Origin of the sequence: Sphingopyxis sp. EG6, assembly GCF_003609815.1 — a bacterium.
In the GTDB taxonomy this organism is placed as follows: Bacteria; Pseudomonadota; Alphaproteobacteria; order Sphingomonadales; family Sphingomonadaceae; genus Sphingopyxis.
Genome location: NZ_AP017603.1, coordinates 1834416 through 1858987, shown reverse-complemented (window position 1 = coordinate 1858987; position 24572 = coordinate 1834416). Strand labels below are relative to the sequence as shown.

General features: G+C 65.5%; 23 protein-coding genes and 1 pseudogene. 14 read left to right on the top strand and 10 right to left on the bottom strand.

The window, feature by feature from the left end; all coding sequences use genetic code 11:
- Positions 1 to 40: 40 nt before the first annotated feature.
- From ilvD to SPYCW_RS09120, 4 genes are all read left to right on the top strand, one after another.
- A complete protein-coding gene (gene ilvD, locus SPYCW_RS09135) occupies positions 41 to 1897 on the top strand; it encodes a dihydroxy-acid dehydratase (RefSeq protein ID WP_120216529.1) in 1857 nt (618 codons plus the stop codon).
- A 17-nt stretch (positions 1898 to 1914) separates the two neighbouring features.
- Entirely contained in the window at positions 1915 to 2283 is a 369-nt protein-coding gene (locus SPYCW_RS09130; RefSeq protein ID WP_232014897.1) for a hypothetical protein, read from the top strand.
- Positions 2284 to 2428: 145 nt separating this feature from the next.
- The gene (locus tag SPYCW_RS09125; protein ID WP_120216527.1) at positions 2429 to 3781 is read left to right on the top strand and encodes an NAD(P)H-hydrate dehydratase; all 1353 of its coding nucleotides are present in this window, start codon (positions 2429 to 2431) and stop codon (positions 3779 to 3781) included.
- Between the two features lies 1 nt (position 3782).
- Positions 3783 to 4982, top strand: coding sequence for a class I SAM-dependent RNA methyltransferase (locus SPYCW_RS09120; RefSeq protein ID WP_120216526.1), 1200 nt, complete (start codon positions 3783 to 3785; stop codon positions 4980 to 4982).
- A 100-nt stretch (positions 4983 to 5082) separates the two neighbouring features.
- Here SPYCW_RS09120 and SPYCW_RS09115 read toward each other — a convergent pair whose 3' ends face one another.
- From SPYCW_RS09115 to SPYCW_RS09095, 5 genes are all read right to left on the bottom strand, one after another.
- Positions 5083 to 5517 (bottom strand): MAPEG family protein, encoded by a 435-nt coding sequence (locus tag SPYCW_RS09115; protein ID WP_120216525.1) that lies wholly within the window; start codon positions 5515 to 5517, stop codon positions 5083 to 5085.
- Positions 5518 to 5529: 12 nt separating this feature from the next.
- Positions 5530 to 5961 carry an MAPEG family protein gene (locus SPYCW_RS09110; RefSeq protein ID WP_120216524.1) on the bottom strand — a complete coding sequence of 144 codons (432 nt, stop codon included), beginning with the start codon at positions 5959 to 5961 and terminating at the stop codon, positions 5530 to 5532.
- A gap of 65 nt (positions 5962 to 6026) precedes the next feature.
- Positions 6027 to 7187, bottom strand: a complete 1161-nt coding sequence (locus SPYCW_RS09105) for a CaiB/BaiF CoA transferase family protein (RefSeq protein WP_120216523.1) — start codon at positions 7185 to 7187, stop codon at positions 6027 to 6029.
- Positions 7188 to 7293: 106 nt separating this feature from the next.
- Positions 7294 to 8616 (bottom strand): MFS transporter, encoded by a 1323-nt coding sequence (locus tag SPYCW_RS09100; RefSeq protein ID WP_120216522.1) that lies wholly within the window; start codon positions 8614 to 8616, stop codon positions 7294 to 7296.
- A gap of 206 nt (positions 8617 to 8822) precedes the next feature.
- On the bottom strand, positions 8823 to 9905 hold the full coding sequence (locus SPYCW_RS09095; protein ID WP_120216521.1) for a helix-turn-helix transcriptional regulator: 1083 nt from the start codon (positions 9903 to 9905) through the stop codon (positions 8823 to 8825).
- A 223-nt stretch (positions 9906 to 10128) separates the two neighbouring features.
- Here SPYCW_RS09095 and SPYCW_RS09090 point away from each other — a divergent pair, with 223 nt between their 5' ends.
- Positions 10129 to 11118, top strand: a complete 990-nt coding sequence (locus tag SPYCW_RS09090) for a TauD/TfdA family dioxygenase (protein ID WP_120216520.1) — start codon at positions 10129 to 10131, stop codon at positions 11116 to 11118.
- On the top strand, positions 11115 to 12146 hold the full coding sequence (locus SPYCW_RS09085; RefSeq protein ID WP_120216519.1) for a flavin-containing monooxygenase: 1032 nt from the start codon (positions 11115 to 11117) through the stop codon (positions 12144 to 12146). The genes SPYCW_RS09090 and SPYCW_RS09085 overlap by 4 nt, the downstream gene beginning before the upstream one ends.
- Positions 12147 to 12168: 22 nt before the next feature.
- Here SPYCW_RS09085 and SPYCW_RS09080 read toward each other — a convergent pair whose 3' ends face one another.
- Entirely contained in the window at positions 12169 to 13362 is a 1194-nt protein-coding gene (locus SPYCW_RS09080) for a type III PLP-dependent enzyme (protein WP_120216518.1), read from the bottom strand.
- Positions 13363 to 13648: 286 nt separating this feature from the next.
- On the opposite strand from SPYCW_RS09080, the pseudogene SPYCW_RS09075 reads away from it, so the two are divergent.
- Positions 13649 to 14430 (top strand): annotated as a pseudogene (locus tag SPYCW_RS09075) (IS5 family transposase).
- 117 nt (positions 14431 to 14547) lie between these two features.
- Positions 14548 to 16200 carry an FAD-dependent oxidoreductase gene (locus SPYCW_RS09070; RefSeq protein ID WP_120216517.1) on the top strand — a complete coding sequence of 551 codons (1653 nt, stop codon included), beginning with the start codon at positions 14548 to 14550 and terminating at the stop codon, positions 16198 to 16200.
- Positions 16201 to 16339: 139 nt separating this feature from the next.
- Here the strand turns inward: SPYCW_RS09070 and SPYCW_RS09065 are convergent, their stop codons facing one another.
- The 4 genes from SPYCW_RS09065 to SPYCW_RS09050 form a co-directional block, all read right to left on the bottom strand.
- A complete protein-coding gene (locus SPYCW_RS09065; protein WP_120216516.1) occupies positions 16340 to 17512 on the bottom strand; it encodes a carboxynorspermidine decarboxylase in 1173 nt (390 codons plus the stop codon).
- A 12-nt stretch (positions 17513 to 17524) separates the two neighbouring features.
- Entirely contained in the window at positions 17525 to 17878 is a 354-nt protein-coding gene (locus SPYCW_RS09060; protein ID WP_120216515.1) for a DMT family protein, read from the bottom strand.
- 7 nt (positions 17879 to 17885) lie between these two features.
- The gene (locus SPYCW_RS09055; protein ID WP_120216514.1) at positions 17886 to 18968 is read right to left on the bottom strand and encodes an alpha/beta fold hydrolase; all 1083 of its coding nucleotides are present in this window, start codon (positions 18966 to 18968) and stop codon (positions 17886 to 17888) included.
- A 98-nt stretch (positions 18969 to 19066) separates the two neighbouring features.
- Complete coding sequence (locus tag SPYCW_RS09050) at positions 19067 to 20275, bottom strand: saccharopine dehydrogenase family protein (RefSeq protein ID WP_120216513.1); 1209 nt, start codon at positions 20273 to 20275, stop codon at positions 19067 to 19069.
- A 64-nt stretch (positions 20276 to 20339) separates the two neighbouring features.
- Between SPYCW_RS09050 and SPYCW_RS09045 the strand changes: the two genes are divergently transcribed.
- The 6 genes from SPYCW_RS09045 (at position 20340) to SPYCW_RS09020 (ending at position 24542) form a co-directional block, all read left to right on the top strand.
- On the top strand, positions 20340 to 21329 hold the full coding sequence (locus SPYCW_RS09045) for a threonine ammonia-lyase (protein ID WP_120216512.1): 990 nt from the start codon (positions 20340 to 20342) through the stop codon (positions 21327 to 21329).
- 50 nt (positions 21330 to 21379) lie between these two features.
- Positions 21380 to 21814, top strand: a complete 435-nt coding sequence (locus SPYCW_RS09040) for a hypothetical protein (RefSeq protein WP_120216511.1) — start codon at positions 21380 to 21382, stop codon at positions 21812 to 21814.
- A gap of 176 nt (positions 21815 to 21990) precedes the next feature.
- Positions 21991 to 22584 carry a GNAT family N-acetyltransferase gene (locus SPYCW_RS09035; RefSeq protein ID WP_172595465.1) on the top strand — a complete coding sequence of 198 codons (594 nt, stop codon included), beginning with the start codon at positions 21991 to 21993 and terminating at the stop codon, positions 22582 to 22584.
- 41 nt (positions 22585 to 22625) lie between these two features.
- Positions 22626 to 23204 (top strand): sigma-70 family RNA polymerase sigma factor, encoded by a 579-nt coding sequence (locus tag SPYCW_RS09030; RefSeq protein WP_120218208.1) that lies wholly within the window; start codon positions 22626 to 22628, stop codon positions 23202 to 23204.
- Positions 23197 to 23904 (top strand): anti-sigma factor, encoded by a 708-nt coding sequence (locus SPYCW_RS09025; protein WP_120216509.1) that lies wholly within the window; start codon positions 23197 to 23199, stop codon positions 23902 to 23904. The genes SPYCW_RS09030 and SPYCW_RS09025 overlap by 8 nt, the downstream gene beginning before the upstream one ends.
- An 86-nt stretch (positions 23905 to 23990) precedes the next feature.
- Positions 23991 to 24542 (top strand): fasciclin domain-containing protein, encoded by a 552-nt coding sequence (locus tag SPYCW_RS09020; protein ID WP_120218207.1) that lies wholly within the window; start codon positions 23991 to 23993, stop codon positions 24540 to 24542.
- The last annotated feature ends 30 nt before the right edge of the window (positions 24543 to 24572 follow it).

The following is a 24572-nucleotide window of genomic DNA, read 5'->3' as shown; positions in this document are numbered from 1 at the left end:
TTCGCTTAATATTGAAATATAATTATCAGGACTGCTCAAAATGCCTTCATATCGTTCGCGCACCACGACCCACGGCCGCAACATGGCGGGCGCGCGCGGCCTGTGGCGCGCGACGGGGATGAAGGACAGCGATTTCGGCAAGCCGATCATCGCGGTGGTCAACAGCTTCACCCAGTTCGTCCCCGGTCATGTCCATCTGAAAGACCTCGGCCAGATGGTCGCGCGCGAAATTGAGGCGGCGGGCGGGGTCGCCAAGGAATTCAACACGATCGCGGTCGATGACGGGATCGCGATGGGGCATGACGGGATGCTCTATTCGCTACCCAGCCGCGATCTGATCGCCGACAGCGTCGAATATATGGTCAACGCGCATTGCGCCGACGCGATGGTGTGCATTTCGAACTGCGACAAGATTACCCCCGGCATGCTGATGGCGGCGCTGCGCATCAACATCCCCGTCGTGTTCGTGTCGGGCGGGCCGATGGAGGCGGGAAAGGTCGTGCTGAAGGGCAAGGAGGTCGCGCTCGACCTGGTCGACGCGATGGTCGCCGCCGCCGACGAAAAATACAGCGATGCCGAAGTGAGCGAGATCGAAAAAGCGGCTTGCCCGACCTGCGGCAGCTGTTCGGGCATGTTCACCGCCAATTCGATGAACTGCCTGACCGAGGCGCTGGGGCTGTCGCTGCCGGGCAATGGCTCGACGCTGGCGACCCACGCCGACCGCAAGAAGCTATTCCTACGCGCCGGACGGATCGTCGTCGAGATGTGCCGCCGCCATTATGAAGAAGGCGATGACAGCGTCTTGCCGCGCAATATCGCGACGTTCGGAGCGTTCGAAAATGCAATGAGCCTCGACATTGCGATGGGCGGATCGACCAACACCGTGCTGCACTTGCTCGCCGCGGCGTTCGAGGCCGGGGTCGATTTCACCATGACCGACATCGACCGGCTGTCGCGCCGGGTGCCGTGCCTGTCGAAGGTCGCACCCGCGAAGAGCGACGTCCATATGGAGGATGTCCACCGCGCCGGCGGGATCATGGCGATCCTGGGCCAACTCGAGCGCGCGGGCCTGCTCCACGCCCATCTGCCGACGGTGCACAGCGCGACGCTGGGCGACGCGCTGAACAAATGGGATATCTCGCGGACCAATGATCCCGCGGTGCAGAAATTCTTCATGGCGGCGCCGGGCGGGGTGCCGACGCAGACCGCGTTCAGCCAGGATCGGCGCTGGGAGTCGCTCGATCTGGACCGTGAGGCGGGGGTGATCCGGTCGGCCGACCATGCGTTCAGCCAGGACGGTGGGCTGGCGGTGCTGTCGGGCAATCTGGCGGTCGACGGCTGTATTGTGAAGACCGCCGGAGTGGACGAGAGCATCCTGAAATTTTCGGGTCCGGCCAAGGTATTTGAAAGCCAGGACGCGGCGGTTGCGGGCATATTGACCGGGCAGGTGACGGCAGGCGACGTCGTCGTCATCCGTTACGAGGGGCCAAAGGGCGGACCGGGGATGCAGGAAATGCTCTATCCGACGAGTTACCTTAAATCGAAGGGGCTGGGTGCGGCCTGCGCGCTGGTCACCGACGGGCGCTTTTCGGGCGGCACATCAGGGCTGTCGATCGGCCATGCATCACCCGAAGCCGCCGAGGGCGGAACGATCGCACTGGTCGAGGACGGCGACCTGATCAACATCGACATCCCGTCGCGGACGATCACGCTGGCGGTAGCCGACAGTGTGCTGGCCGAACGGCGCGCCGCGATGGACGCCAAGGGCGATGCCGCGTGGCAGCCCGCCAAGCCGCGCCCGCGCAAGATTTCGGTCGCGCTGCAGGCCTATGCCGCGATGACCACCAGTGCCGCGCGCGGCGCGGTGCGCGACCTGACGCAATTGAAGGGCAGATAGTGCGGATTGTTGGGGGCTTGACGGGGCTCTTGCTGCTGGCGGCGTGCGGCGGCGCCCCCGACAATGGCGATCTGGCCGAAGCCGAAGCGCGCGGATCACGCGAAGCGGCGGCGGAAGGGCGGATCGAATGCGCGCTGGAGGGCGCGAAGCTGTTCGATCGCACCTGTACCGTCGAAGAGATCAGTGGCGCGGACGGGACCGTGCTGGTCGTCGGGCGGGCCAATGTCGGCTATCGCCGGTTGCAGATCGCGACCGATGGACGCGGCGTCGTGTCGGCGGACGGCGCCGAACCGGCGAAGGTGACGATCGTCGGCGACGGGATGATCGAGGTGGCGATCGGCAGCGATCGGTACCGATTGCCCGCGAATACGGGCGGCGCGAAGTAATTCGAATATGTCGCCCCCGCGAAGGCAGGGCCCGCAAGCGGCCTTGCCCTTCATCGCTGTGTAACCCGACTGCGGCCCCGCCTTCGCGGGTGCGACGGCTTTCCATAGAGTTCTCACTCGCCCCGAAACTCGCTACTATATCTCCATGTCCATCCCCGCCGACGCCCCGATCCTGACCAGCGCCGCGATGCGCGAGGCGGAGGCTGCTTGTGCGGTACAGGGGACGTCGCTCGCCGAACTGATGGAGCGCGCCGGGGCGGCGGTGGCCGACATCGCGTGGCGGATGGCAGCGGGCGCGCCGGTGCTGATCCTGTGCGGACCCGGCAATAATGGCGGCGACGGCTATGTGGCGGCGCGGTTGCTGGCGGCGCGCGGCGCGGCGGTGCGGATTGCGGCCTTGACGGAGCCCGCGACGGATCTGGCAAAGGCGGCGTGCGGCGCGTGGAGCGGCCCGGTCGAACCGATCGATGGCAGGCTGGCGGCTGCGCCGGTGATTGTCGATGCGCTGTTCGGGGTCGGGCTGTCGCGGCCGCTGACCGACGATCTTGCGGCCGTGCTTTGCCGTTTCGCGGGGCAGCGTGTGCTGGCGGTCGATGTGCCGAGCGGCGTGGAGAGCGACGGAAACGCCGACTGGATGCCGCCGCTGCCCGCCGCCGTCACGCTGGCGCTGGGCGCGTTGAAGCCTGCGCATGTGCTGCTGCCGACCGCGCCCGCTTGCGGTCGGGTGCTGCTCGCGCCGATCGGGATTTCCGCCCGGGCCGCGATGCGGACGCTGCCGAGGCCGACGGTCGCAACCCCCGCTGCGGCGGCGCACAAGTTCGACCGGGGGATGGTGCTGGTCTTTGCCGGCCCGATGCCCGGCGCCGCAGGGCTGGCGGCGGCGGCGGCGCTCCGCGCGGGCGCAGGCTATGTCGTGCTGGAGGGCAGCGAACGCGCGCCGCTGTCCGCGATCATTACCGAAAGCGACGCGCGTTTCGGCGATCGGCTGGGCGATCCGCGGGTCGGGGCGGTGGTGATCGGACCGGGCTTTCCGGCGGGTGATGAACTGTTGTTCGATGTCGAAGCGGCACTCGATTCGGGCAAGCCGCTGGTGCTCGACGCGGCCGCGATCGCCGCGGCGTTGCCGCGCCTGTGCGAGACGCCGGGCAAAGCGATATTGACCCCACATGAAGGCGAGTTTGCGCGTACCTTCCCCGAACTCTATGGCAGCAAGATCGACCGCGCGAAGGCCGCGGCAGTGCGGACGGGGGCCGTGGTCGTCTATAAGGGCGCCGATACGGTGATCGCGGCCCCCGATGGCCGGGTCGCTGCGGCGTGGCCGGGCAGCCCCTGGCTGGCGACAGCGGGGACCGGCGACGTCCTGGCGGGGGCGTGCGGGGCGATGCTGGCGAAAGGCGGCGATGCGTTCGAAGCGGCGGTGGCGGCGGTGGGGTGGCATATCGCAAAGGCCGCGCGTATAGGCCGCGGCCTTGTCGCCGACGATCTGGTTAGGGAATGAAATGAGCAACAGCGCGCTGATCGAGCGCATCGCCGCGCGCGGCGATGGCGTGACCGGCGATGGCCGCCACGTTGCCGGTGCGGTGCCCGGCGACAGGGTACGCGACGACGGGATCATCATTCCGGGCCCGAACCGCGCCGAACCGCCGTGCCGCCATTTCGGCAAATGCGGCGGGTGCGAGTTGCAACATGTTGCCGAGCCCGCGCTCGCCGACTTTGTCCGTGACCGGGTGGTCGGGGCGCTGGCGGCGCAGGAGGTGCCGGTTGGCGAGGTGTTGCCTGCGCTGCTGTCGCCGCCGCAGAGCCGCCGCCGCGCGGCGCTGACCGCGTTGCGCACCGGCAAGCAGGTCGCGATCGGGTTCAACGCGGCGCAGAGCAACCAGATCGTCGACATGCGCGAATGCCCGCTGCTGCTGCCCGAATTGTTCGCGCTGATCGCGCCGCTGCGCGACCTGCTGACCGAAATTGCGCCGCCACGGCGCCCGGTGAAGGTCAAGCTCCAGATGCTCGATCAGGGGGTCGAGGTGGTACTGGAGGGCGTCAAGGCCGAGGGGCTGGACGCGGCGATGGCGCTGCAGGATTTTGCGGGCGCGCATGCGCTCGCGCGACTGGCGGTCGATCAGGGCTATGGGCTGGAAACGCTGTGGCAGCCCGAGCCGCCGACGGTCGTTTTCGGCGACGTGACGGTCGAAGTGCCGCCCTTCGCGTTTCTCCAGGCGACGACGGCGGGGCAGGCGGCGCTGGTCGACGCGGTGACCCGGGCGATCGGCGATGCAGGCGCGGTCGCCGATCTGTTCGCCGGGGTGGGGACATTCGCCCACTCGATCCAGCAGGGCCGCAAAGTTTATGCCGCCGAGGGCGCGCGCGATGCGATCGCGGCATTGCAGGCGGCGGCGAACCGGGCGCGGGCGCTCGTCGCGGCCGAGCATCGCGATCTGTTCCGCCGCCCGTTGATCCCGGCGGAATTGCACCGCTTTGGCGCGGTGATCCTCGACCCGCCGCGCGCGGGGGCGGAGGAGCAGGTGGTGCAATTGGCGGCTGCGGACACGCCGGTGATCGCATACGTGAGTTGTAACCCGGCGAGCTTCGCGCGCGACGCAAAGCTGCTGGTTGCGGGCGGTTACACGCTCGATTGGGTGCAGCCGGTCGGGCAGTTCCGCTGGTCGACGCATGTCGAATTGGCGGGGCGGTTTTCGAGGTAACCGTCGCCCCCGCGGAGGCGGGGGCCGCCGTCGCTTTACGCCGCGTCGCCGAGAAAAACGTCCAGCGGCCCCCGCCTTCGCGGGGGCGACGGCCATCAACTCAATTCAGCACAAACCCCATGAACGCATGGACGCACAGCGCGAGCAGCGCGACGCTGGCCAGCGCGAACACCAGGAAACGCCACATCACGCGGTTCACGGTCACCTGGATCAGGCTGTGAACGATCCGCAAGACCACATAGGCCCACGCGAGCTGGGCGTTCAGTCCGCCGCCCATGCCGCCGACCGCCAGCGCGATCGCGACCGCGTAGAACACCGTCGGCTGTTCCATCAGATGGTTGTAGTTGTGCGCCTTCCACTGCACTTCGGCGGGTAGCACCTCGTCGAGCCCCCTGCCGGTCGTCCCCACCAGATTTTTCGCGTCGATCTTGGCGCGCTGCATGGCGGGAATGCGTGTCGCGTACATCCACACCCACATGATCATCGACCAAAGCGCGAGCGTGGCGACCGGCCCAAGAATGTCGTTCGTATCCATTTATCGTCCCCCTCAACCCAAAGTGGCGATCACCGCCAGCAAAGCCAGCGCGATCAGACAGAAGGTCGCCAGCGCAAAGATCGCGAAGCGCACCGGGATCCGGTTGACCGTCGCCTGCCAGAGGCTGTGGACGATGCGCAGCACGACATAGGCCCACGCCAGCCCGCGCGTCAGATCGGTGCTGCCCCCCGACAGGTGCAGAAAGATGATCACGGCGTAGAACAGCGTCGGCTGTTCGAGCAAATGCGTATAATTGTGCGATTTCCAGTTGATCGTCGGCGGCAGCACATTCTCCAGGTCGACCCCGCGGCCACCGGGCGGCGCGGCGCTGAGGTCGACGCCCGCTTTCGACATCGCCGAAAAACGGGTGACGGCGACCCAGCCCAACATGATGAGTGTCCACAGCGCGAGGACCGCGCCGGGTGCCAGCAGATTTTCAGGCATTTTGTTCCCCCTCCCAGAATAGGCGCGATGCTAGGGCGCGCGCGCCGCAATGCAATCGCCGAAATTCAGCCCTGCCGTGCGGCGAGTTCGGCGCGGATCGCGGCGCCATCGCCATCAACCTTTGGCGCAAGGCCGAGGTCGCGGGCGGGCGCGGCGCCATATCTCACCGGCGGCTGCATTTCGTGGAACGCGCCGACGTCGGGGTGGACGCGCGGCCGGAAAAAGCCGGTCGCGACGAAATGCGGATCGTCCTTGATGTCCTGCAGGTCGCGCGCCGCCATCGCGGGGATGTCGTTTGCCGCGAACAGCGCCAGCCATTCGGCGGTTGTCTTGGCCGGGGTCTTGCGGGCGATCTCGCGGTAAACGATCGGCATATGCTGGCCCTTCGCCTTCGCCGCCTCGAACTCGGGCGTTTCGGTCAGCCCCGCGCTGCCGAGGAGTGCCATCAACCGCGCGGTCGATTCGGGGGTGTAGGGGACGATCGCGAGGTAGCCGTCGCGCGTCGGGAAGGGCTGGCGCGTCGGATCGAGCTGGCGCGGATAGCCCGCCGGGCCGAGCGGCGGGTCGAGCGCGGCGTCGCGCAGATGTTCGGTCAGCATGAAGGATGCGAAACATTCGAACATCGGCACCTCGACCGCCTGTCCCTCGCCGGTGCGCAGCTTGTGGATCAGCGCCGCGAGAATCGCCTGCGCGCCGAACTGGCCCGCGATCTTGTCGGCGATCAGGGACGGGAAATAGCGCGGGCGCGGGTCGCCATCGACGCGCGGCAGCAGGCTGGTGGTGCCGGTCGCGGCCTGGATCACATCGTCGTAGGCTTGAAGATCGGCATAGGGGCCGTCCTGTCCGAAGCCGGTGCCATGGACATAGATGATATCGTCCTTGATCGCCTTGCAGCCGGCATAGTCGAACCCCAGCTTGGCGATCGCCTTTCCGCGGACATTGTGGAAAAACACGTCGGCGGTGGCGACGAGGTCGCGGAGCACCGCGGCATCATCGGGTTTTTTGAGGTCGAGCGCGATCGAGCGCTTGCCGCGATTCACCGTCAGATGGATCGATCCCATCGTCGGATCGGGAACCCCGCTGCCCAGATAGCGCGAGATGTCCCCCGTTCCCGGCGTTTCGACCTTGATCACCTCGGCGCCGAGATCGGCAAGCATCTGCGTCGCATAGGGGCCGAAGATCACCGTCGTCAGGTCGACGATACGGATGCCGGACAGCATGGTCATGCGGCACGCCCCAACTGGTTCGACTTCGATGCCATCCTATGCCTCTCCATTTCCCATTTTGGCCAGAATGGTTGCAGAAGGAAACCGAAAAGGCAATCGGTCGTCCCTATCGCTGGGCGGCATTTTCGTCGAGCGGCGCTCCCGCCGCATAGGCTGCCGAAATCTGGCGATAGGCTTGCGACCGGAACGCCACGAGCGTCGCCAGCACGCCGAGCAGGCCGGTGATCGTGAACACGATCGCAATGCCGCGTTCGGCACCGCGCCCGTACCAGTCGCCGATCATCTCGGCCCCCGCGCCGCTGGTCATCAGCGGGACGAAGATGAACTGGGTCAGCGGGGCAATGAGGAAAGCGGTCAACGGCGAGGCCGCCTGTTCGACCGATTGGGCAAAGCCGAAGACGCGGCCCTGCCGCTCGAACGGCACCACCTTCTGCAACGTGGTCTGCTCGGCGGCTTCGGCATAGGGGCCGAGGAACAGCCAGATGAAGCAGCCGATTGTCAACAGGATGATCGACGACTGGATCGTGAACACGGCCGCAACCGCCCATACGATCAGATTGACAAGCAGCAGCGTCCGCACCGGATTGGCGCCTAGGCCGGTGCGCGCGATCACCATTCCCGCGAGGATGAAGGCGCAGGACACAAAGGCCCAGAGCAGCCCCCATTGCTCGACCTTCATCAACGACAGGCCATAAGCGTCCATCAGCGCCATAAAGACGCCGCCGAGCAGATTGTTGAACGCCGCGAACAGGATCAGCGCGAACAGCCCCGGAATGGCGCGCACGACGCGAAACGTGCCGGCGAGATCGATCCGCCGCGGCGCGTCATGCGCATCGGCTTCGCGTGGCTCGTCGACCGATACGAACAGGAGGTCGAGCGCGGCGACGAGCGAGAAGATGATCGCGAAGGCCAGGGTCGCGACCATCCCGCCCCATGCGACGAGGAAACCGCTGATCGCCGAGGTGGTCAGGAAACCGATGCCGCTGACCATCCCGACCAGCCCGTTCGCCTTGTCGCGCCGATCGGCGGGCACGAGCAGGGTGACGAGCGTTGGCAGCGCGATCATGCGAATGTTGCCGACGATGACGCCGAGCATCGTCAGGAGGACGAACAACCATAGTGCGACGCTGTCGGTCGCGGCGACGCGAATAGCGGGATCGAACGCATAGGCGCCGAGCGCGGCGGCATAGATCGCCAGCGACGCAATGCTGGAAACCAGCATCATGCTGCGCTTGCGATGATGATCGACCAGGCTGCCGAACCAGATGCCCAGCGCCCCGGTGAGCACCAGATAGATGCCCGCGATCATCCCCGTCGCGAACACCGACCGCGTTTCAAGGAAGATCCAGAACGTGATCGCGAACCACACCGTGAAATTGGTGATGTTGGCGATCAGATTGTTGATGAGGAGTTGGTGAAAGGGACGCATGGGCCGACTGGCTTAGCGCCCCCGGGTTCCGGCGTCAGCAACATCTATGCGCGATCGACGGCGCCCCCGGCACCCGGGGCCGAAACCGCGGGAACAAGGACGCCGCCGACTGACGGAGATGTGGGTCGCAGAAACGCCGTCAGTGGAAGGATAAGACCCGATTCGGCGGCAAGCCGCATCCTCCATATGAAGGATGGGCGCGCGGATCAGCCGGGCGCGCTCGCGCCGATCCGCGCCAGCAGCGCCGCGAGATCGGCTTGCCGCGCGCAGCCCGTCTTTTCCAGCACGCGGCGAAGCTGGGTTCGTACCGTGCTGATCGCGACATCGCCTTCGGTCGCGAGCGCCTCGGGTGTTTCGCCCGCGGCGATGCCGCGCGCGACGCGCGCCTCGGCCGGCGTCAGGTCGAACAGCGATTTCATCAACGTCGCGCTCGGTGCCCGGTCCGACGTGACGGGGATAAGCAGCAGGAGCGCAAAGCTGTCGCCGAACACATCATGCGCGCCGCGCCGAACGGGAATGACATGCGCGACGAGCCGGGGCAGGCCATCGTCGCCGCGTACCGGAAAGGAGCGAACCATGTCGCCGGCATCCCGATCTAGCGCAGCGATGGCGTCGGTCAAAATCCGGTCGGCCTGGCCGTCGCGCAGACGCAGGCGTCCGTGCGCCCCATGTACGACATGGTCGCTGAGGTCGGCGGCAAGCGGGCTGATTTCGGCCACCTCGCCGGTCGCCTTCAGCAAAAAGGCGGGGAGCTGGAGTGCGGTCAATGCCTCGCTCGCGCCCTGTGCCCGCTTGTGCTGGAGCCGCGCACTGACCAGCGCGCTGCGCGCGAGGTGGGGCCGGATCATGTTGAGCCGCGCGACGCTGTCCGGGTCGACCGGGCCATCGGTAAAGGGGCGTTCGACGCTGAACACGATATTGTCGCCCGTCGGCACCTGCAGCCCGGTCCCCGCCGACCAGCCGAAGCCTCGCGGGCGAAAGAAATCGCGATATACGGGGTCGGCGTCGATTTCCGCGTCGCTCCAGAAATCATGCTCGACAAAGAAGGACGGCGCGTCCTGGCTCATCAGGCAGACGCGGCGGCTGCATTTGCCGAACCAGCCGTCGTTGACATATTCGGCGAACACATCGGCGACCCTATCCGACGCCGTCCAGTTCAGCGCCTTGCGGGCCGAGAACAGCAGGCCGCCGACCGCCCCGGACAGCGCCGCGACATCGTCGAGCACCGTCGGCCACGCCTCGGGCACCACCGAGCATTCATAGATTCGGTCGATCAGATCGTCCTGCATTCCGCCCCCGTTGCTGCGACGTCGCGGTGACTTTCGAGTGCCAGAGCGTTTTTTGCAAGGGCGCCCCGGTGAAAATGTGCAGGGGCAGAGGCGTGATATATTTCGATAGGTATCGAAATATGAATTGACGATCCTATTTAATTCGATAATTCCGGAAATATAGAATCGAATCGAGCGCGAACGATGCTCCTCCCACACGCAAAATGACCGGAAGGACGGAAAAATGGTATCGATGGTGACGTCGCCCGCGCCGTGGCGCGGCGAGGCTTTGCAAGACCGGCCCGAGCAGTGGCTGTACCTGCTCGACGAAGGCGAGATACGGACGATCGTGACCGCGGCGCAATCGGCGGTTGCGGCGGGAGTGCCGCTGCGGGAGCTCGCGCGGAGCGATTATCCGCTGACCGGACTCGAGGCGGCGCTGGACGATTGGCGCGCCCGGATCGATGGCGGCCATGGCATGGTGCTGATCCGCGGGCTTCCGGTGCGGCGCATCGGTCGCGAGGTTGCGGCGGCGGCCTATTGGCTGATCGGGCTGCATCTCGGCCAGCCGACCGCGCAGAATCCGGCGGGCGAGATGCTGGTCGATATTCGCGACACCGGCGCACCGGCCAGCGATCACAATGTCCGGCTGTACAAAACGCGCGCCGAGCTGGCCTTTCACACCGATGGTGCCGACATTATCGGGCTGCTCTGCCTGCGCGGTGCACGGGCGGGCGGGGTCAGCCGCATCTGTTCGTCGGTCGAGGTGTATAATCAGGTCGTCGCGCGGCGCCCGGAGCTGGCGCCGCTGATGGAACGCGAATTTCACCATCACGCGCACGGGCAGTTGGGACCCGATGGCCCCAAGACCTTTCGCTATCCGATCGTCAGCCGCGAGGGCGGGATTTTCCGGATGATGCTGCTGACCTGGTATATCCGCAATGCCGCCGAGGATTTTCCCGAGATCGCGGCGCTCGGCGACGACGAGCAGAGCCTACTCGACCTGCTCGAATGGCTGCCCTTCGAACCCGGCATGGCGCTCGACATGAATTTTCAGGAAGGCGACATGCAGTTCCTCAAAAACTCGGTCGTGCTGCACGCGCGCACCGATTATGAGGATTGGGACGCGCCCGACGAAAAACGGCACCTGCTGCGGCTGTGGCTGAATGTGCCTGAATTTGCCGACGGCGACGACCGGTTGCGGCATGGCTTTGCCGAACGGGCGAAGGCATGAGCGACGTTGATTTTCTGGTGATCGGCGCCGGACAGGCGGGGCTGGCGGCGGCGCGGCGCTTGCAGCGATCGTGCGCCGACTTCCTGCTGGTCGACGCCGCGCCTTCGGTCGGCGGATCGTGGCGGCACTATTATGACAGCCTCGAGCTGTTTTCGCCGGTACGATATTCGTCGCTGCCCGACCTGGTGATGCCGGGCCCCCCCTATGCCTATCCGCGGCGCGACGATGTCGTCGATTATCTGCAGCGCTATGCCGGTCATTTCGCCTTTCCCGTGCGGCTGGCAACGCGCGTCGCGGCGGTGACGCGCGATGCTGGCGGCTTTTCGGCCGACATCGGCGGCGGGCAGGCCATCAGCGCGCGGAAACTGGTCGTCGCATCGGGCGCGTTCGGGGCGCCGAACATGCCGACGCTGGCGGGGCAGGGCGATTTTCGCGGGCGTGTCCTGCATTCATCCGATTACCGCAACCCCGACGGCTTTCGCGGCCGGCGCGTGATCGTGGTGGGGGCCGGAAATTCGGCGGTGCAGATTGCGGTCGAGCTCGCCGGGCATGCCGACGTCACGCTGGCGGTCAGCGACCGCATTCGCTTTCTGCCGCAACGGGTGCTCGGCCGCGACGTCCATTGGTGGTTCGACAAGCTGCGCCTGAACGGTCTCAACCTGTTTTCCGACCATGGTGTGCCGATCGTCGACGACGGGCGATACAAGGCGGCGTTGCGGGCCGATCGCCCCGCGACACGGACGATGTTCCGTGCCTTCAGTCCCGACGGCGTTCTGTGGCCCGACGGAACCGAGGAGCGGATCGACGTGGTCATTTTTGCCACCGGCTTTCGCCACGCGATGGACTTCCTCCGCCCGTCGGGCGCGTTCGACGCGCACGGCCAGCCGCTGCATCGCCGCGGCATTTCGACCGCCGTCCGCGGGCTCGGCTTTGTCGGGCTTTCGGGCCAAAACGGCTTTGCATCGGCGACGCTGCGCGGCGTCGGGCGCGACGCCGATTACGTCATCCCCCGCATCGCCGCGATGTGAACCGACCGCCGCCCGGCGGCGCTCAGAACAGCTTGGTCACCGTCGCGCTACGGCGTTCCTGCTCGACTTCGCCGGTGTAGAGGCTGGTCATCGGTTCGTCGCTGACGACATGGGTTTCATCGGCACCAAAGCCGTTGAACTTGGTCCGCATCGCGCAGCCATAGGCGCCGAGCATCCCGATTTCGATGAAATCGCCCGTCTTGATGTCCGCCGGCAGGAAGAACGGCCCCGCCATATGGTCGAGGTCGTCGCAGGTCGGGCCGTAAAAGCTGAACGGCACCATCTCGGCATCGCTGCCGCCATCGCGCAGCAGCGAGACCGGGAAACGCCAGCCGACATGCGCGGCGTCGAACAGCGCGCCATAGGCACCGTCGTTGATATAGAGCTCGTCGCCGCGGCGCTTTTCGACGCGCACGATCAGCGAGCTGTACTCCGCCGACAAAGCACGGCCCGGTTCGCACCATAGTTCGGCCGAATAGCTGATCGGCAGGCTTTCGAAGCTGCGGTGGATGGTGTCGAAATAGGCGCCGAGCGGCGGCGGCTCCATGCCGGGATAGGACGACGGAAAGCCGCCCCCGACATCGATGATGTCGACGGTGACCGACGCCGCGACGATCGCGGCGCGGACACGCTCCATCGCCTGCGCATAGGCGTGCGGGGTCATCGCCTGGCTGCCGACGTGGAAACAGATGCCGAGCGCGTCGGCGGCTTGACGGGTCGCCATCAGCAGCTCGACGACTTCATCGGCTTCGGCGCCGAACTTGGCCGCGAGGCTGAGCTTCGAATGGTCCGACGAGACGCGCAGGCGTACGAGCAGGTTGAGGTCGGTTGCGCCTTCGGTCGCGCGGACGATCTTTTCGAGCTCGTCCATCGTGTCGAGCGAGAAGGTGCGCACGCCATGCTTCCAATAGGCTTCGGAAATTGCTTCCTCCGCCTTCACCGGATGCATGAAACAGAGCGTCGCTTCGGGGAGCGTACGCGCAGCCAGCCGCACTTCGGCGATCGACGCGACGTCATAATGGGTGACGCCCGAATCCCACAGCACGCGCAAAAGGTCGGGCGACGGATTCGCCTTGACCGCATAAAGGGTCGTGCCGGGAAAGCGGTCGATGAAGAAACGCGCTGCGCGCCGCGCGGCGTGCGGGCGGACAAGCGTAACAGGTTCGACCGGCGAAAGTGCCTGAATCAGCCCGTGGGCGCTATGATGCTGGTGCAATGCAAGGGACCCCCAAAAGTGTAACGGTAAACGACAAGGCTGCCTTGCGGTTATTGGAAGTCCCCCTGGGGCAGCGGAGGGCGATATATTGAGGGGGGTCCCCCCTGTAAAGACCCCATCGCGCAATTTTGTAATAGCACGGTAATGTCAGGGGCGAAGCGAGGCAGTGGTGCGCCGAGCGGGGCAAAGACGCGACAAACAATCGCCTGTCAGCTAGGCCGTGTTGACAAAAGGGATTCCCAATCGCGTCGACTTCTGATTCAAGACTGCTTTTTGAGGAGCAGTCATGGGTCGCGGGGATTTGTCGGAAGCGGAGTGGGATCTGATTGGGCCGCTGCTGCCGCCTGAGCGCGGTCGTTGGGCGCGGCCGGCGGGCGATAACCGGCGGTTCCTCAATGGAATGCTTCACGTGCTGCGGGTCGGCTGCCCCTGGCGCGACATGCACGAGCGCTACGGCAAGTGGAACTCGGTCTATGTCCGCTTCCGGCGCTGGGCCGAACAGGGTGTCTGGGATGCCCTGCTGCAAACACTGGTCGATCTGGGTCTAACCGACGACTGGCAACACATGATCGACAGCACCAGCGTTCGCGGCCACGTCTCGGCAGCGGGCGGAAAAGGGGGGCTTGTGCGAACGCTCTTGGTCGATCACGCGGCGGCTTTACGAGCAAAATCCACGCCCGCTGCGACAATCAAGGACTGCCTGTCGGCTTCATCCTGACCGGCGGCGAGGCTTCCGATTACACTGCTGCCGAACCGCTGATGGCGATCCCCGTCGCCACACCCAAGGCGCTGCTCGCGGACAAGGGATATGATGGTGATCGCTTCCGGGAAAGCCTGCTGGTCCGGGGCATCCTGCCGATCATCCCGCCTCGCTCGAACCGCAAGGTGCCAGAGCATCCCGACTATCGCCGCTACAAGGACCGCAACCGCGTCGAGCGCATGTTCGGCAAGCTAAAACAGCAACGACGCATTGCAACACGCTATGACAAAACCCTGCTCTCGTTCGAGAGCTTCCTCAACCTCGCCGCCATGCGACTATGGCTGAAATCTTTTGTCAACACGACCTAGGCTGAGTCCCAATTATGTTCGTCATCCCGGCGAAGGCCGGGATCTCGGCAGCTCATATCGACGCACCGGTGAGACCCCGGCCTTCGCCGGGGTGACGAAAAAAGAAAGCGGCACGCCATGGTCTCCCGATCCGACGTCAATCACACCTTCTCCGACTCCGAGCTCGACGAACTCTGCGCCTTTGGCACCATCGAATCGCACAAGGCGGGCGACCTGCTAGTCGCCGAAGGGACGATGGCACCCGATTGCATCGTCACCCTGTCGGGGCACACCGACATATTTGCATCGACCGATGACGGGCCAAAGCGCGTCGGATGGATGGAGCGGGGACAGTTTGCGGGCGATCTGTCGGTGCTGACCGGACAGCGCCACCTGTCGCGCGTCGAAATGGGCGCTGATGGGGAGATATTGCGCATCAAGCACGCCGATTTCCAGCGGTTGATCGCGGGCAATTCGCATTATTCGGACATCTTCGTCCGCGTGCTGTCGGCGCGGCGCGAATTCAGCAACCAGCGTGGCTTTGCCGCGACAATCGTGATCGGCGCGGCGCTCGACCGCAGCGTCTATGCGCTGCGCGACCTGCTCGCCAAGCATGGCGTCGCACATCGCTGGTTCGATCCCGCCGACGGACCCGTCCCCGTGCACCTGCTCGCCGAGCGCGACCTTGCCGAGGATCAGCTCCCGGTGGTTATCCTCGGCGCGTCGGATATGCTCGTCCAGCCGACCCCCGAACAGCTTGCGGCGGCGCTGGGGCTCGATTTGCTGCCCGACGGCGCGACCGCCGACGTGCTGGTCGTGGGCAGTGGTCCGGGCGGTCTCGCGGCGGCGGTCTATGCGGCGTCCGAGGGGCTGACGGTGATCGCGCTCGATTCGCTGGCGCCGGGCGGACAGGCCGGCACATCGTCGAAGATCGAAAATTACCTCGGCTTTCCGACGGGCATTTCGGGGAATGAACTGGCGCGCCGCGCGACGGTGCAGGCGCAGAAATTCGGCGCGCGGATCGCCGCGCCGGTGCCCGCGGCGTCGATCGCGCGCGACGAGGACGCCTATTGCCTGCACCTGGCCGACGGGCGCAAGCTGCGCAGCCGCGCGGTGGTGGTCGCATCGGGCGCGCAATATCAGCGGCTGCCGATCGAGGGGATCGAGGCTTATGAGGGGCGCGGCATCTATTATGGTGCGACCCCCATGGAGGCACAGCTGTGCGGCAATGCCGAGGTGACCGTCGTCGGGTCGGGTAATTCGGCGGGGCAGGGGGCGATCTATCTCGCGAGCGTCGCGAAGAAGGTCTATGTCATCTTCCGCCGCAAGAGCCTGCGCGAAACGATGTCGGAGTATCTGGTCAAGCGGCTTGAAGAGCATCCGAATATCGAGATTATCGGATCGACCGACGTCGTTGCGCTGCATGGCGAGGATCGGCTGGGCGGGTTGACCTATCGCGACCGCGAGAGTGGCGACGAAGGGCATTGCGACTGCGGTTTCCTGTTCCTGTTCCTCGGCGCCAGTCCGAACACCGGCTGGTTGCCAAAGGAAATGGTGTGCGACGAGCGCGGCTTCGTGAAAACCGGTGCCGACATTGCGCCGATGGAGCTGGTGAAGGCCGGCTGGTCGCTCGACCGGATGCCAAGCCGCTACGAAACGAGCTGGCCGCGGATTTACGCGATCGGCGACGTGCGCAAGGGATCGGTCAAGCGCGTGGCCTCGTCGGTGGGTGAGGGGTCGGTGGTGGTGAGCGACATTCACGCGGCGCTGGCGGAGGTTGTGGGCAGCTGATCCTCCCTGTCGCGCAGCGATGGGGAGGGGGACCGCTCGCGCAGCGAGTGGTGGAGGGGCGGCGACGTCGGCGCCAAAGCCCCTCCGTCAGCGCTCCGCGCTGCTACCTCCCCATCGCTGCGCGACAGGGAGGATCGACTCAACTCAACCGCGTCTTGAAGTCTTCATACCCGAATTCGCGGATCAGCCGGAGCTCATCGGTTTCGCTGTCCCACAACCAGATGGACGGCAGCGGGACACCGTTGAACGTATTGGTTTTCACCATCGAATAATGCGCCTGGTCGAGGAAAGCGAAGCGCTGGCCGATGCGCGCACCGCCGGGGAGGCGGTAATCGCCGATCACGTCGCCCGCGAGGCACGAGGGACCGCCGAGCCGCGTCGGCATGCCCTCGCTGCCTTCGCCTAGCAGCGCGGGGCGATAGGGGGCTTCGATCACGTCGGGCATATGGCAGGTCGCCGAAATGTCGGTGATGCCGATCGGCATGCCATTGTCGAACAGATCAAGGATCTCGCCGACAAGGATACCCGCGTCGAGCGCGATCGCTTCGCCGGGTTCGATCATCACGTCGCAATCGGTCGCGGCGCGCACCTGTTTCAGGAAGGCGATCAGGTCGTCCACCTGATAATTGGCGCGGGTGACATGGTGTCCGCCGCCAAAATTGATCCATTTAAGCTGGCCGAAAAACGGCCGCAGCATCGGCTGGACGGCGTCCCACGTGCGTTGCAGCGGCGGGAAATCCTGTTCGCACAGGCTGTGCATATGGACGCCATCGACGCCCTCCATATGCTCGGGGAGAAGCTGAGTGATCGGAAAGCCGAGGCGGCTGCACGGCGCGGCCGGGTCATATTTCGCGACCTCGCCCTCGCTGTGCATCGGGTTGATGCGCAGGCCGATGTCGAAGGCCACGCCCTGCGCGCGCAGGTCATCGAGCAACGGAAGAAAGCGGGCGATCTGTCCCGGCGAGTTGAAGATCAGATGGTCCGAGAGCGCGGCGATTTCGGGTAGGTCGGCTTCCTTGTAGCCCGCGCAATAGGTCGCGACTTCACCGCCATATTCGGCGCGGCCCAGCCTGGCTTCGTACAGGCCCGACGCGCAGACGCCGTCGAGATATTCCGCTACCGTCGGGCCCAGCGACCACATCGAAAACGCCTTGAGCGCCGCGAGCACGCGCGCACCCGATGCGTCGCCGATATGGCGCAGCACCGACAGATTGGCGCGGACCTTCGCCGCATCGACGACAAAGGCGGGCGAGGGGACGCGGCTGAGGTCGAAGCTTGCGAAAGCTCCGGGGTCGCCGGCACGGGTTTCCATGTCGTTCTGTTCCTATGCGACCGCAATCGGGCCTTTGAAGATGAAGAAAGCCCCCGCCGCAATCAGGCCAAAGCCGACGAGATGGTTCACAGTCAGCTTCTCACCGAGCCAGAAGACCGCGAACCCGGCGAATATGACGAGCGTGATGACTTCCTGCAAGGTCTTGAGTTCGGCTGCGGTATAAACGGCGTAGCCGATACGGTTGGCAGGGACCGCGAGGCAATATTCGAAGAAGGCGATCCCCCACGCGATCAGCACCGCCAGCCACAGCGGCCGCGACATGTCGCCGAGGTGCCCATACCAGGCGAAGGTCATGAAAATATTCGAGATGATGAGCAGGCCGATGGGGGCGAGATAGGCGGTCATCCCGACATTACTCCTTGGTCAGCGGCAGCACGTCGCGGAGAAGGGCGGCGAAGAAATGTCCCGGCTCCTCCACCATTGGCATATGCGCCGAATGTTCGAGCCAGACGAGCTTCTTTGAGGGCGCTTTGACCCGTGCGAACCAGTCGGCGGCGACCGGCGATGGCACGGTGTAATCGTGCCGTCCGAGCAGGAAAACAATCGGCACGTCCATCTTCGTTACCTTCTGAAAGCTGACATCGGCGAGGCGCGGCCAGAGCGTGGTGACCGAAAAGGCGCTGCCCTGACCCCATGCCTTGCGATCGGCTTCGCTATATTCGGGCGAGAGGCGTGGCGTCTGGAAATAGAGGTCGAGGTCGGGCTTGTTGTACATCAGCGCCCCGTAGGGGATCGCATATTTGCGCCAGCCGTCGGCCTTGGCGATCGTAAACTCGCCCGCTGGATAGGGGGCAAGCGCGTCGATCGCGGCGACCGCATTGGTGTTGCCCGCCGCGAGCGCCTTGGCGCGCGTCCACGCCATGCCCGTTTTTTCGCCCTCGCGAAAATCGATGCCCTGCCCGACGCCGACATAGGTGTAGAGCAGGTCGGGGCGTTTCACCGCGACCGACAGGCCGACGATCGATCCCCAGCTGTGTCCCATCAATACTACCTGGCGCTTACCATAGCGCTGTTTGAGCAGGTCGATCAGTTCGATCGCATCGTCGCGGTACCGCTCGACGGTCATCGTTGGCGCAAGCGTTGCGGGATCGTTCAGCGGATAGCTGCGCCCGGCGCCGCGCTGGTCATATTGGACGACGGTGAAGACATCTTCCCACGGGCGCTGGAACGTCCAGGCAAAGGGCATTTCGACCGCGCCCGGACCACCGTGGACAAAGACCAGGATAGGATTTGCCTTGTCAGAACCGCGCACGTTGACGACCTGTCGCGCACCGCCGAGCATGACTTCGAACGTCTCTTGCACCCCGTTCGGGGTAACGATCTTGCCGATGTCGGCCACGATCGCGCGCGCGGGGGCGTAGGCGTCGTCGGTCTGCGCGGCGGCGGGGGTCGTGATCGCGGCGAACAAAATGAACGCAGCAATTCGCAATTTCATATCAAGAACCTTTCGTCATTCCCGCGAAGGGGAAACCCAATTTGGAGGCCGCTAATGGGTTCCCGCGTTCGCGGAAATGACGCAAGGCGTCATATCGCTCAGAAATTTAGCGGCCCGTCCAGTTCCTTCACCTGCCACGGCAGGCCGTGCTTCATCAGCATGTCCATGAAGGGATCGGGATCCATCTGCTCCATGTTGAACACGCCGTCGCCGCTCCACGTGCCGGTGACCATCATCGCGGCGCCGATCATCGCGGGGACACCGGTGGTGTAGCTGACCGCCTGATTGCCCGTTTCGGCATAGGCGTCTTCATGGTCACAGATATTGTAGAGGTAGACCGTCTTTTCCTTGCCGTCCTTGCCAAGGCCCGTTGCGATGACGCCGATGTTGGTCTTGCCCTTGGTCGTTTCGCCCAGGCTCGACGGTTCGGGGAGCACGGCCTTCAGGAACTGGAGCGGGATGATTTCCTTGCCCTCGTAGATCACCGGGTCGATGCGCGTCATGCCGACGTTCTGCAGCACGGTGAGGTGCTGGATATAGGCGTCGCCAAAGGTCATCCAGAACCGGATGCGCTTGATTTCGGGCAGGTGCGTCTTCAGGCTTTCGATCTCCTCATGATACATGAGGTACATATTTTTGGGGCCGACTTCCTCGAAGTCGAAAGACTGCTTCACCGACATCGGCGGGGTTTCGACCCAGTCGCCATTTTCCCAGTGGCGTGCGACCGCGGTCACTTCGCGGATGTTGATCTCCGGGTTGAAGTTGGTCGCGAAATGCTGGCCGTGATCGCCGCCGTTGCAGTCGAGGATGTCGAGCGTGTCAATGCGGTCGAAATGATGTTTCTTGAGCCAGGTCGTGAACACGCTGGTCACCCCGGGGTCGAAGCCTGAGCCAAGCAGCGCCATTAGCCCCGCGTCCTTGAAGCGATCATGATAGGCCCATTGCCAGTGATATTCGAACTTCGCCTCGTCGCGCGGTTCGTAATTGGCGGTGTCCAGATAATGCGCTCCGGTCGACAGGCACGCCTCCATGATCGTCAGATCCTGATAGGGCAGCGCGAGGTTGACGACGTGGGTCGCGCCGATGTCGCGGATCAGCGCCGCGGTCGCGTCGATATGATCGGCATCGACCTCGGCGGTCTTGATCGTGACGCCGGTGCGCGCCTTCACCGACTCGGCGATCGCATCGCATTTGAACTTGCGGCGGCTGGCCAGCGTGATGTCGGGAAAGATGTCGGGGTTCATCGCCATCTTGTGCACCGCGACCGAACCGACGCCGCCTGCGCCGATCACCAGAACCTTGCTCATCGAAAAATCTCCTGCGCCTACCTATGCGGCTTGTCTTGTATGCCCGGCCCTATAGGACGAAGCCATGACACAGCAAAGCCCCGATGCCCTTCTCCGTCCCGACCGTGCACCGACCCTTGCCGGGGTTGAACGCGCCGCTGCGAAAGTCGCTGCGCTGCTGCCGCAAACGCCGCTGCTGCCGCTCGATGTCGACGGCAGGACGATCTGGTGCAAGGCCGAGTGCCTGCAACCGGTCGGCGCGTTCAAGATTCGCGGTGCCTGGCACCGGTTGACCGACCTGACCCCCGAGCAGGCCGCGGCAGGGGTGGTCGGCGTGTCGAGCGGCAATCATGCGCAGGGCGTCGCTTGGGCGGCGAAGCGGCTGGGCATCCAGGCGACGATCGTGATGCCGAGTAACGCGCCCAAGATGAAGCTGGCGGCGACGCGCGCGCTCGGCGCCGAGGTGGTGCTGTACGACCGCGTGACCGAATCGCGCGACGCGGTGGCAGCGAAATTGCTCGAAGCGAGCGGCGGAAGATTGGTCCACGCCTATGGCGATCCGTGGATCATCGAGGGGCAGGGGAGCGCGGGGATCGAGGCGCGGGCGCAGCTGGCGGCGCGCGGGATCGCGGGACCGGACAAGGTGGTGGCCTGTTGCGGCGGCGGCGGACTGTCCGCTGGGCTGGCGCTGGCGTGTCCCGATGCCGAGATCATCGCCGTCGAGCCGGAGGGCTGGGACGATGTGACGCGCTCGCTGGCAGCAGGCGAAATCCTGTCGGTCGAGGATCTGGCCTATCCGACCGAATGCGACGCGCTACAAACGCCGCAGACCTGGCCGATCAATTTCGCGGTACTGCAAGCGCGCGGCGTGCGCGGGGTCGTGGTGACCCGTGCCGAGGTGCGGCACGCGATGCGGGTAGCGTTCGAGCGGCTGCATCTGGTGGTCGAGCCCGGCGGCGCGGCGGCGCTGGCCGCGGTGCTGGCGGGCAAGGTGGAATTGGGCGATGCAACGCTCGTCACCCTGTCGGGGGGCAATGTCGATCCCGGTCATTATGCGGAAATTCTTGCCGAATGACGGGATATTTGTTTCCTTTGCAGCGTTCGGAGTGGGGAAGGAGACGCAAGATGCGAAAGCAAGGCCTGATTTTCGCCGGCGCAGCGGCGCTGGTTGTTCTGAGCGGATGCGAGAAGGCGGAAGCGCCCGCGCCGACCGATACGACGACGACCGAGGTTCCGGTCGAAACGGCCCCGCCCGAAGCGACGGAAGCAGCCACCTCGCACCGCTATGCGGCGTGGGCGGGCAAATGGACCGGGGTCGAGGGCATGTATGTGACGATCACCCCCGGCGAACCCGGCAAGTACAAGCTGGAGATGCAGTCGGATCTCGACACCAAGGGCCGCTATGACGGCAGCGACAGCGATGGCGGCATTGCGTTTACCCGTGGCACCGAAACGCTGACGCTTGCCGCATCGACCGGCGATGCGACTGGCCTCAAATATCTGGCGGGCAAGAAGGATTGCCTGAAGGTCAAGGACGGCGAAGGTTATTGCCGCGATTAACGGCGAATGGAATGCAACTGATCGCCCCGCATTTACCGTAGCCCTGAGCTTGTCGAAGCCTGTCCCGAGCGCCTGTAAGGCCGTCGAAGGGGGCGCCTATCCGAGAAGCGCCCTTCGACAAGCTCAGGGCTACGGTTTACTCATGTCGGCACGAACGCCGTCGAGCGGGGATGCGAATGGATAGAATAGCGACGGCAACCAAGGCACACCAGCCCGCGCTCATCGAAACGCTGGCGCAGGCGTTCCAGACCGATCCGGCGCTGTCGTGGATTTTGCCCGACCCCGCCCAACGCGGTCGCGCGCTGCGTAGCCTGTTTCGTACCCTCGTTCCCGCCGACATGCGCGCGGGCGTCGCGCTGCGGTCGGCGGGCGACGAAGCGGCGGCGCTGTGGCGCGCGCCGGGGCAGGCGCATGGCGGGAAGCTGGAATTCCTGCGCAGCGTCCTGCCGCTGATCGCGACCTTCGGCACCGCCTTGCCGCGCGGGTTGAAGGTGCAGGGCAGCATCGACGCGCATCGGCCGCAGGGGCGCTTCTGGTACCTCCATTATGTCGGGGTGCGCCGCGACCACCAGGGCAAGGGACATGGCGGGCGGATCATCCGCGCGCAAACGGCGGTTGCCGACGCCGACGGGCTGCCCTGCTGGCTGGAAACTGCGACGCCTGAAAATGTGCCGCTTTACCAGCGGCTGGGTTTCGTCACGCAGGTGGAATGGGATGTGCCGGGCGGCGGGCCGCATTTCTGGGGGATGATGCGGGCGCCTGCCGCTTGAATAATCCCGTGATCGCTCTACGACTTGGCGCGGTGAGCGACATGCAATGGCCATCGAGCGCGGACGAGGCGCGAATGCGACTGGCGGCGGCGCTTGCTGCGGTCGGGCGCGGCGATCGGGCGGCGCTGCGCCAAGTGTACGACCTGACCGCCGCGAAACTATTTGGAATTTGCCTCCGTATCTGTGGCGAGAGGGCCAGTGCGGAGGATGTTTTGCAGACCGTCTACATCAAGGTGTGGGAGCGCGCGGGGCAGTTCGATGCCACGCGCGCCAGCCCGATCACCTGGCTGGCGACGATCGCGCGCAACGGCGCGATCGACTGGCGGCGCTCGGTCGCAGGGCGTGCGGCGCGCGATACCTTGCCCGAACAGGCCGCCTTTGCGGTGGCCGACGAAGCCCCGCGCGCCGACCAGTCGCTGGTCGCGGCGGAGGAAGGCGAACAGCTGCACCGCTGCCTCGGCGAGCTGGAGGATCGCACCCGCTTGTGCATCCGTGCCGCCTTTTTCGACGGATCGACCTATGCTGAACTGGCGGAGCGCGAGAAGGTGCCGCTGGGAACGATGAAAAGCTGGATACGGCGCGGCCTCATGCGCCTGAAGGATTGTCTTGGCGATGGATGACCATCTGACGCCCGATCAGGAGCGCGACGCGCTCGCCGCCGAACTGGCGCTCGGCCTGCTGGACGGGCAGGCGCGCGCCGATGCGTTGCGGCTGTCGCTGAGCGATCCCGCCTTCGCGGCGCTGGTCGCGGCGTGGGAGGCGAGGCTGGCGCCGCTGCATGGCGAGTGGACCGACGCCGAACCGGGCGCTGCGGTGTGGAACGCGATCGAACGGCGGCTGGCCGATGCGCCCGCCGACAAGGTTACGGCGATCGAGACGCGCTTGCGCCGCTGGCGCGCCGGGGCGCTGCTGTCGGGCGCCGTGGCGGCGGCCCTCGCCTTTGTGCTGATCACCCGGCCCGTGCCGTCACCCGTGCCCGCCAGCCCCCAGCTGGCGGTCGCGCGGATCGAAAGCGACGCCGCGGGGCCGTTGGTGCTGGCGCGTTACAACCAGTCCAGCGGGTTGATGCAACTGCGCATCCACGGTTTCGAACCCGGCACGCTGGCGCCCGAACTGTGGGTCATTCCCGACGGCGGCGCGCCCGTCTCGCTCGGGCAGATCGGCCATGCGGGCGAGGCCGAAATGACGATGCCGCCGCCGCATCGCCTGCTGATGACCGAAGGCGCAACGCTGGCAATCACGATGGAGCCGGTGTCCAAGACGCCGCACCCGGCGCCGAGCGGCGCCGCGGTCGCGTCCGGAAAAATTATCACGATCTGAGGTTGCCGTGCATCCGTTGGCGGGTCGGTGCCGTAGCTGCGCCGCATCCTGCATTTCCGGGGTGCCAGAAACCAGAGGATCGTATGATGAAACTTTCCAAACTCTCCGCGTCGCTTGCTGCTTTGGTCATGGTTGCCGGAGGCGGCGCTGCGCTCGCCAACCCGATGGTCGGCGGCGCCGCGATGTACGAAAGCAAGAACATCGTCGAAAATGCCGTCAATTCAAAGGATCATACCACGCTGGTCGCCGCGGTGCAGGCCGCAGGGCTGGTCGACACGCTGGCCAGCCCCGGCCCATTCACCGTCTTTGCGCCGACCAATGCCGCGTTCGGCAAGCTGCCCGCCGGGACCGTCGACACGCTGCTGAAGCCCGAAAGCAAGGGCACGCTGACTGCGGTGCTGACCTATCATGTCGTGCCCGGCACGCTGACCGCCGCCGATCTGGCCGCCAATGCGCAGGCGAACGGCGGCAAGGCGACGCTGACGACCGTTCAGGGCGCCAAACTGACCGTCTGGGGCAAGGACGGCAAATGGTATGTCACCGACGCCAAGGGCGGCAAGGCGCAGATCACCATCGCCGACGTCAAGCAGTCGAACGGCGTGATCCACGTCGTTGATGGCGTGTTGCTGCCGGGCTGACCCCTTCGTCCGGCACAGGTGCGGTCCGTC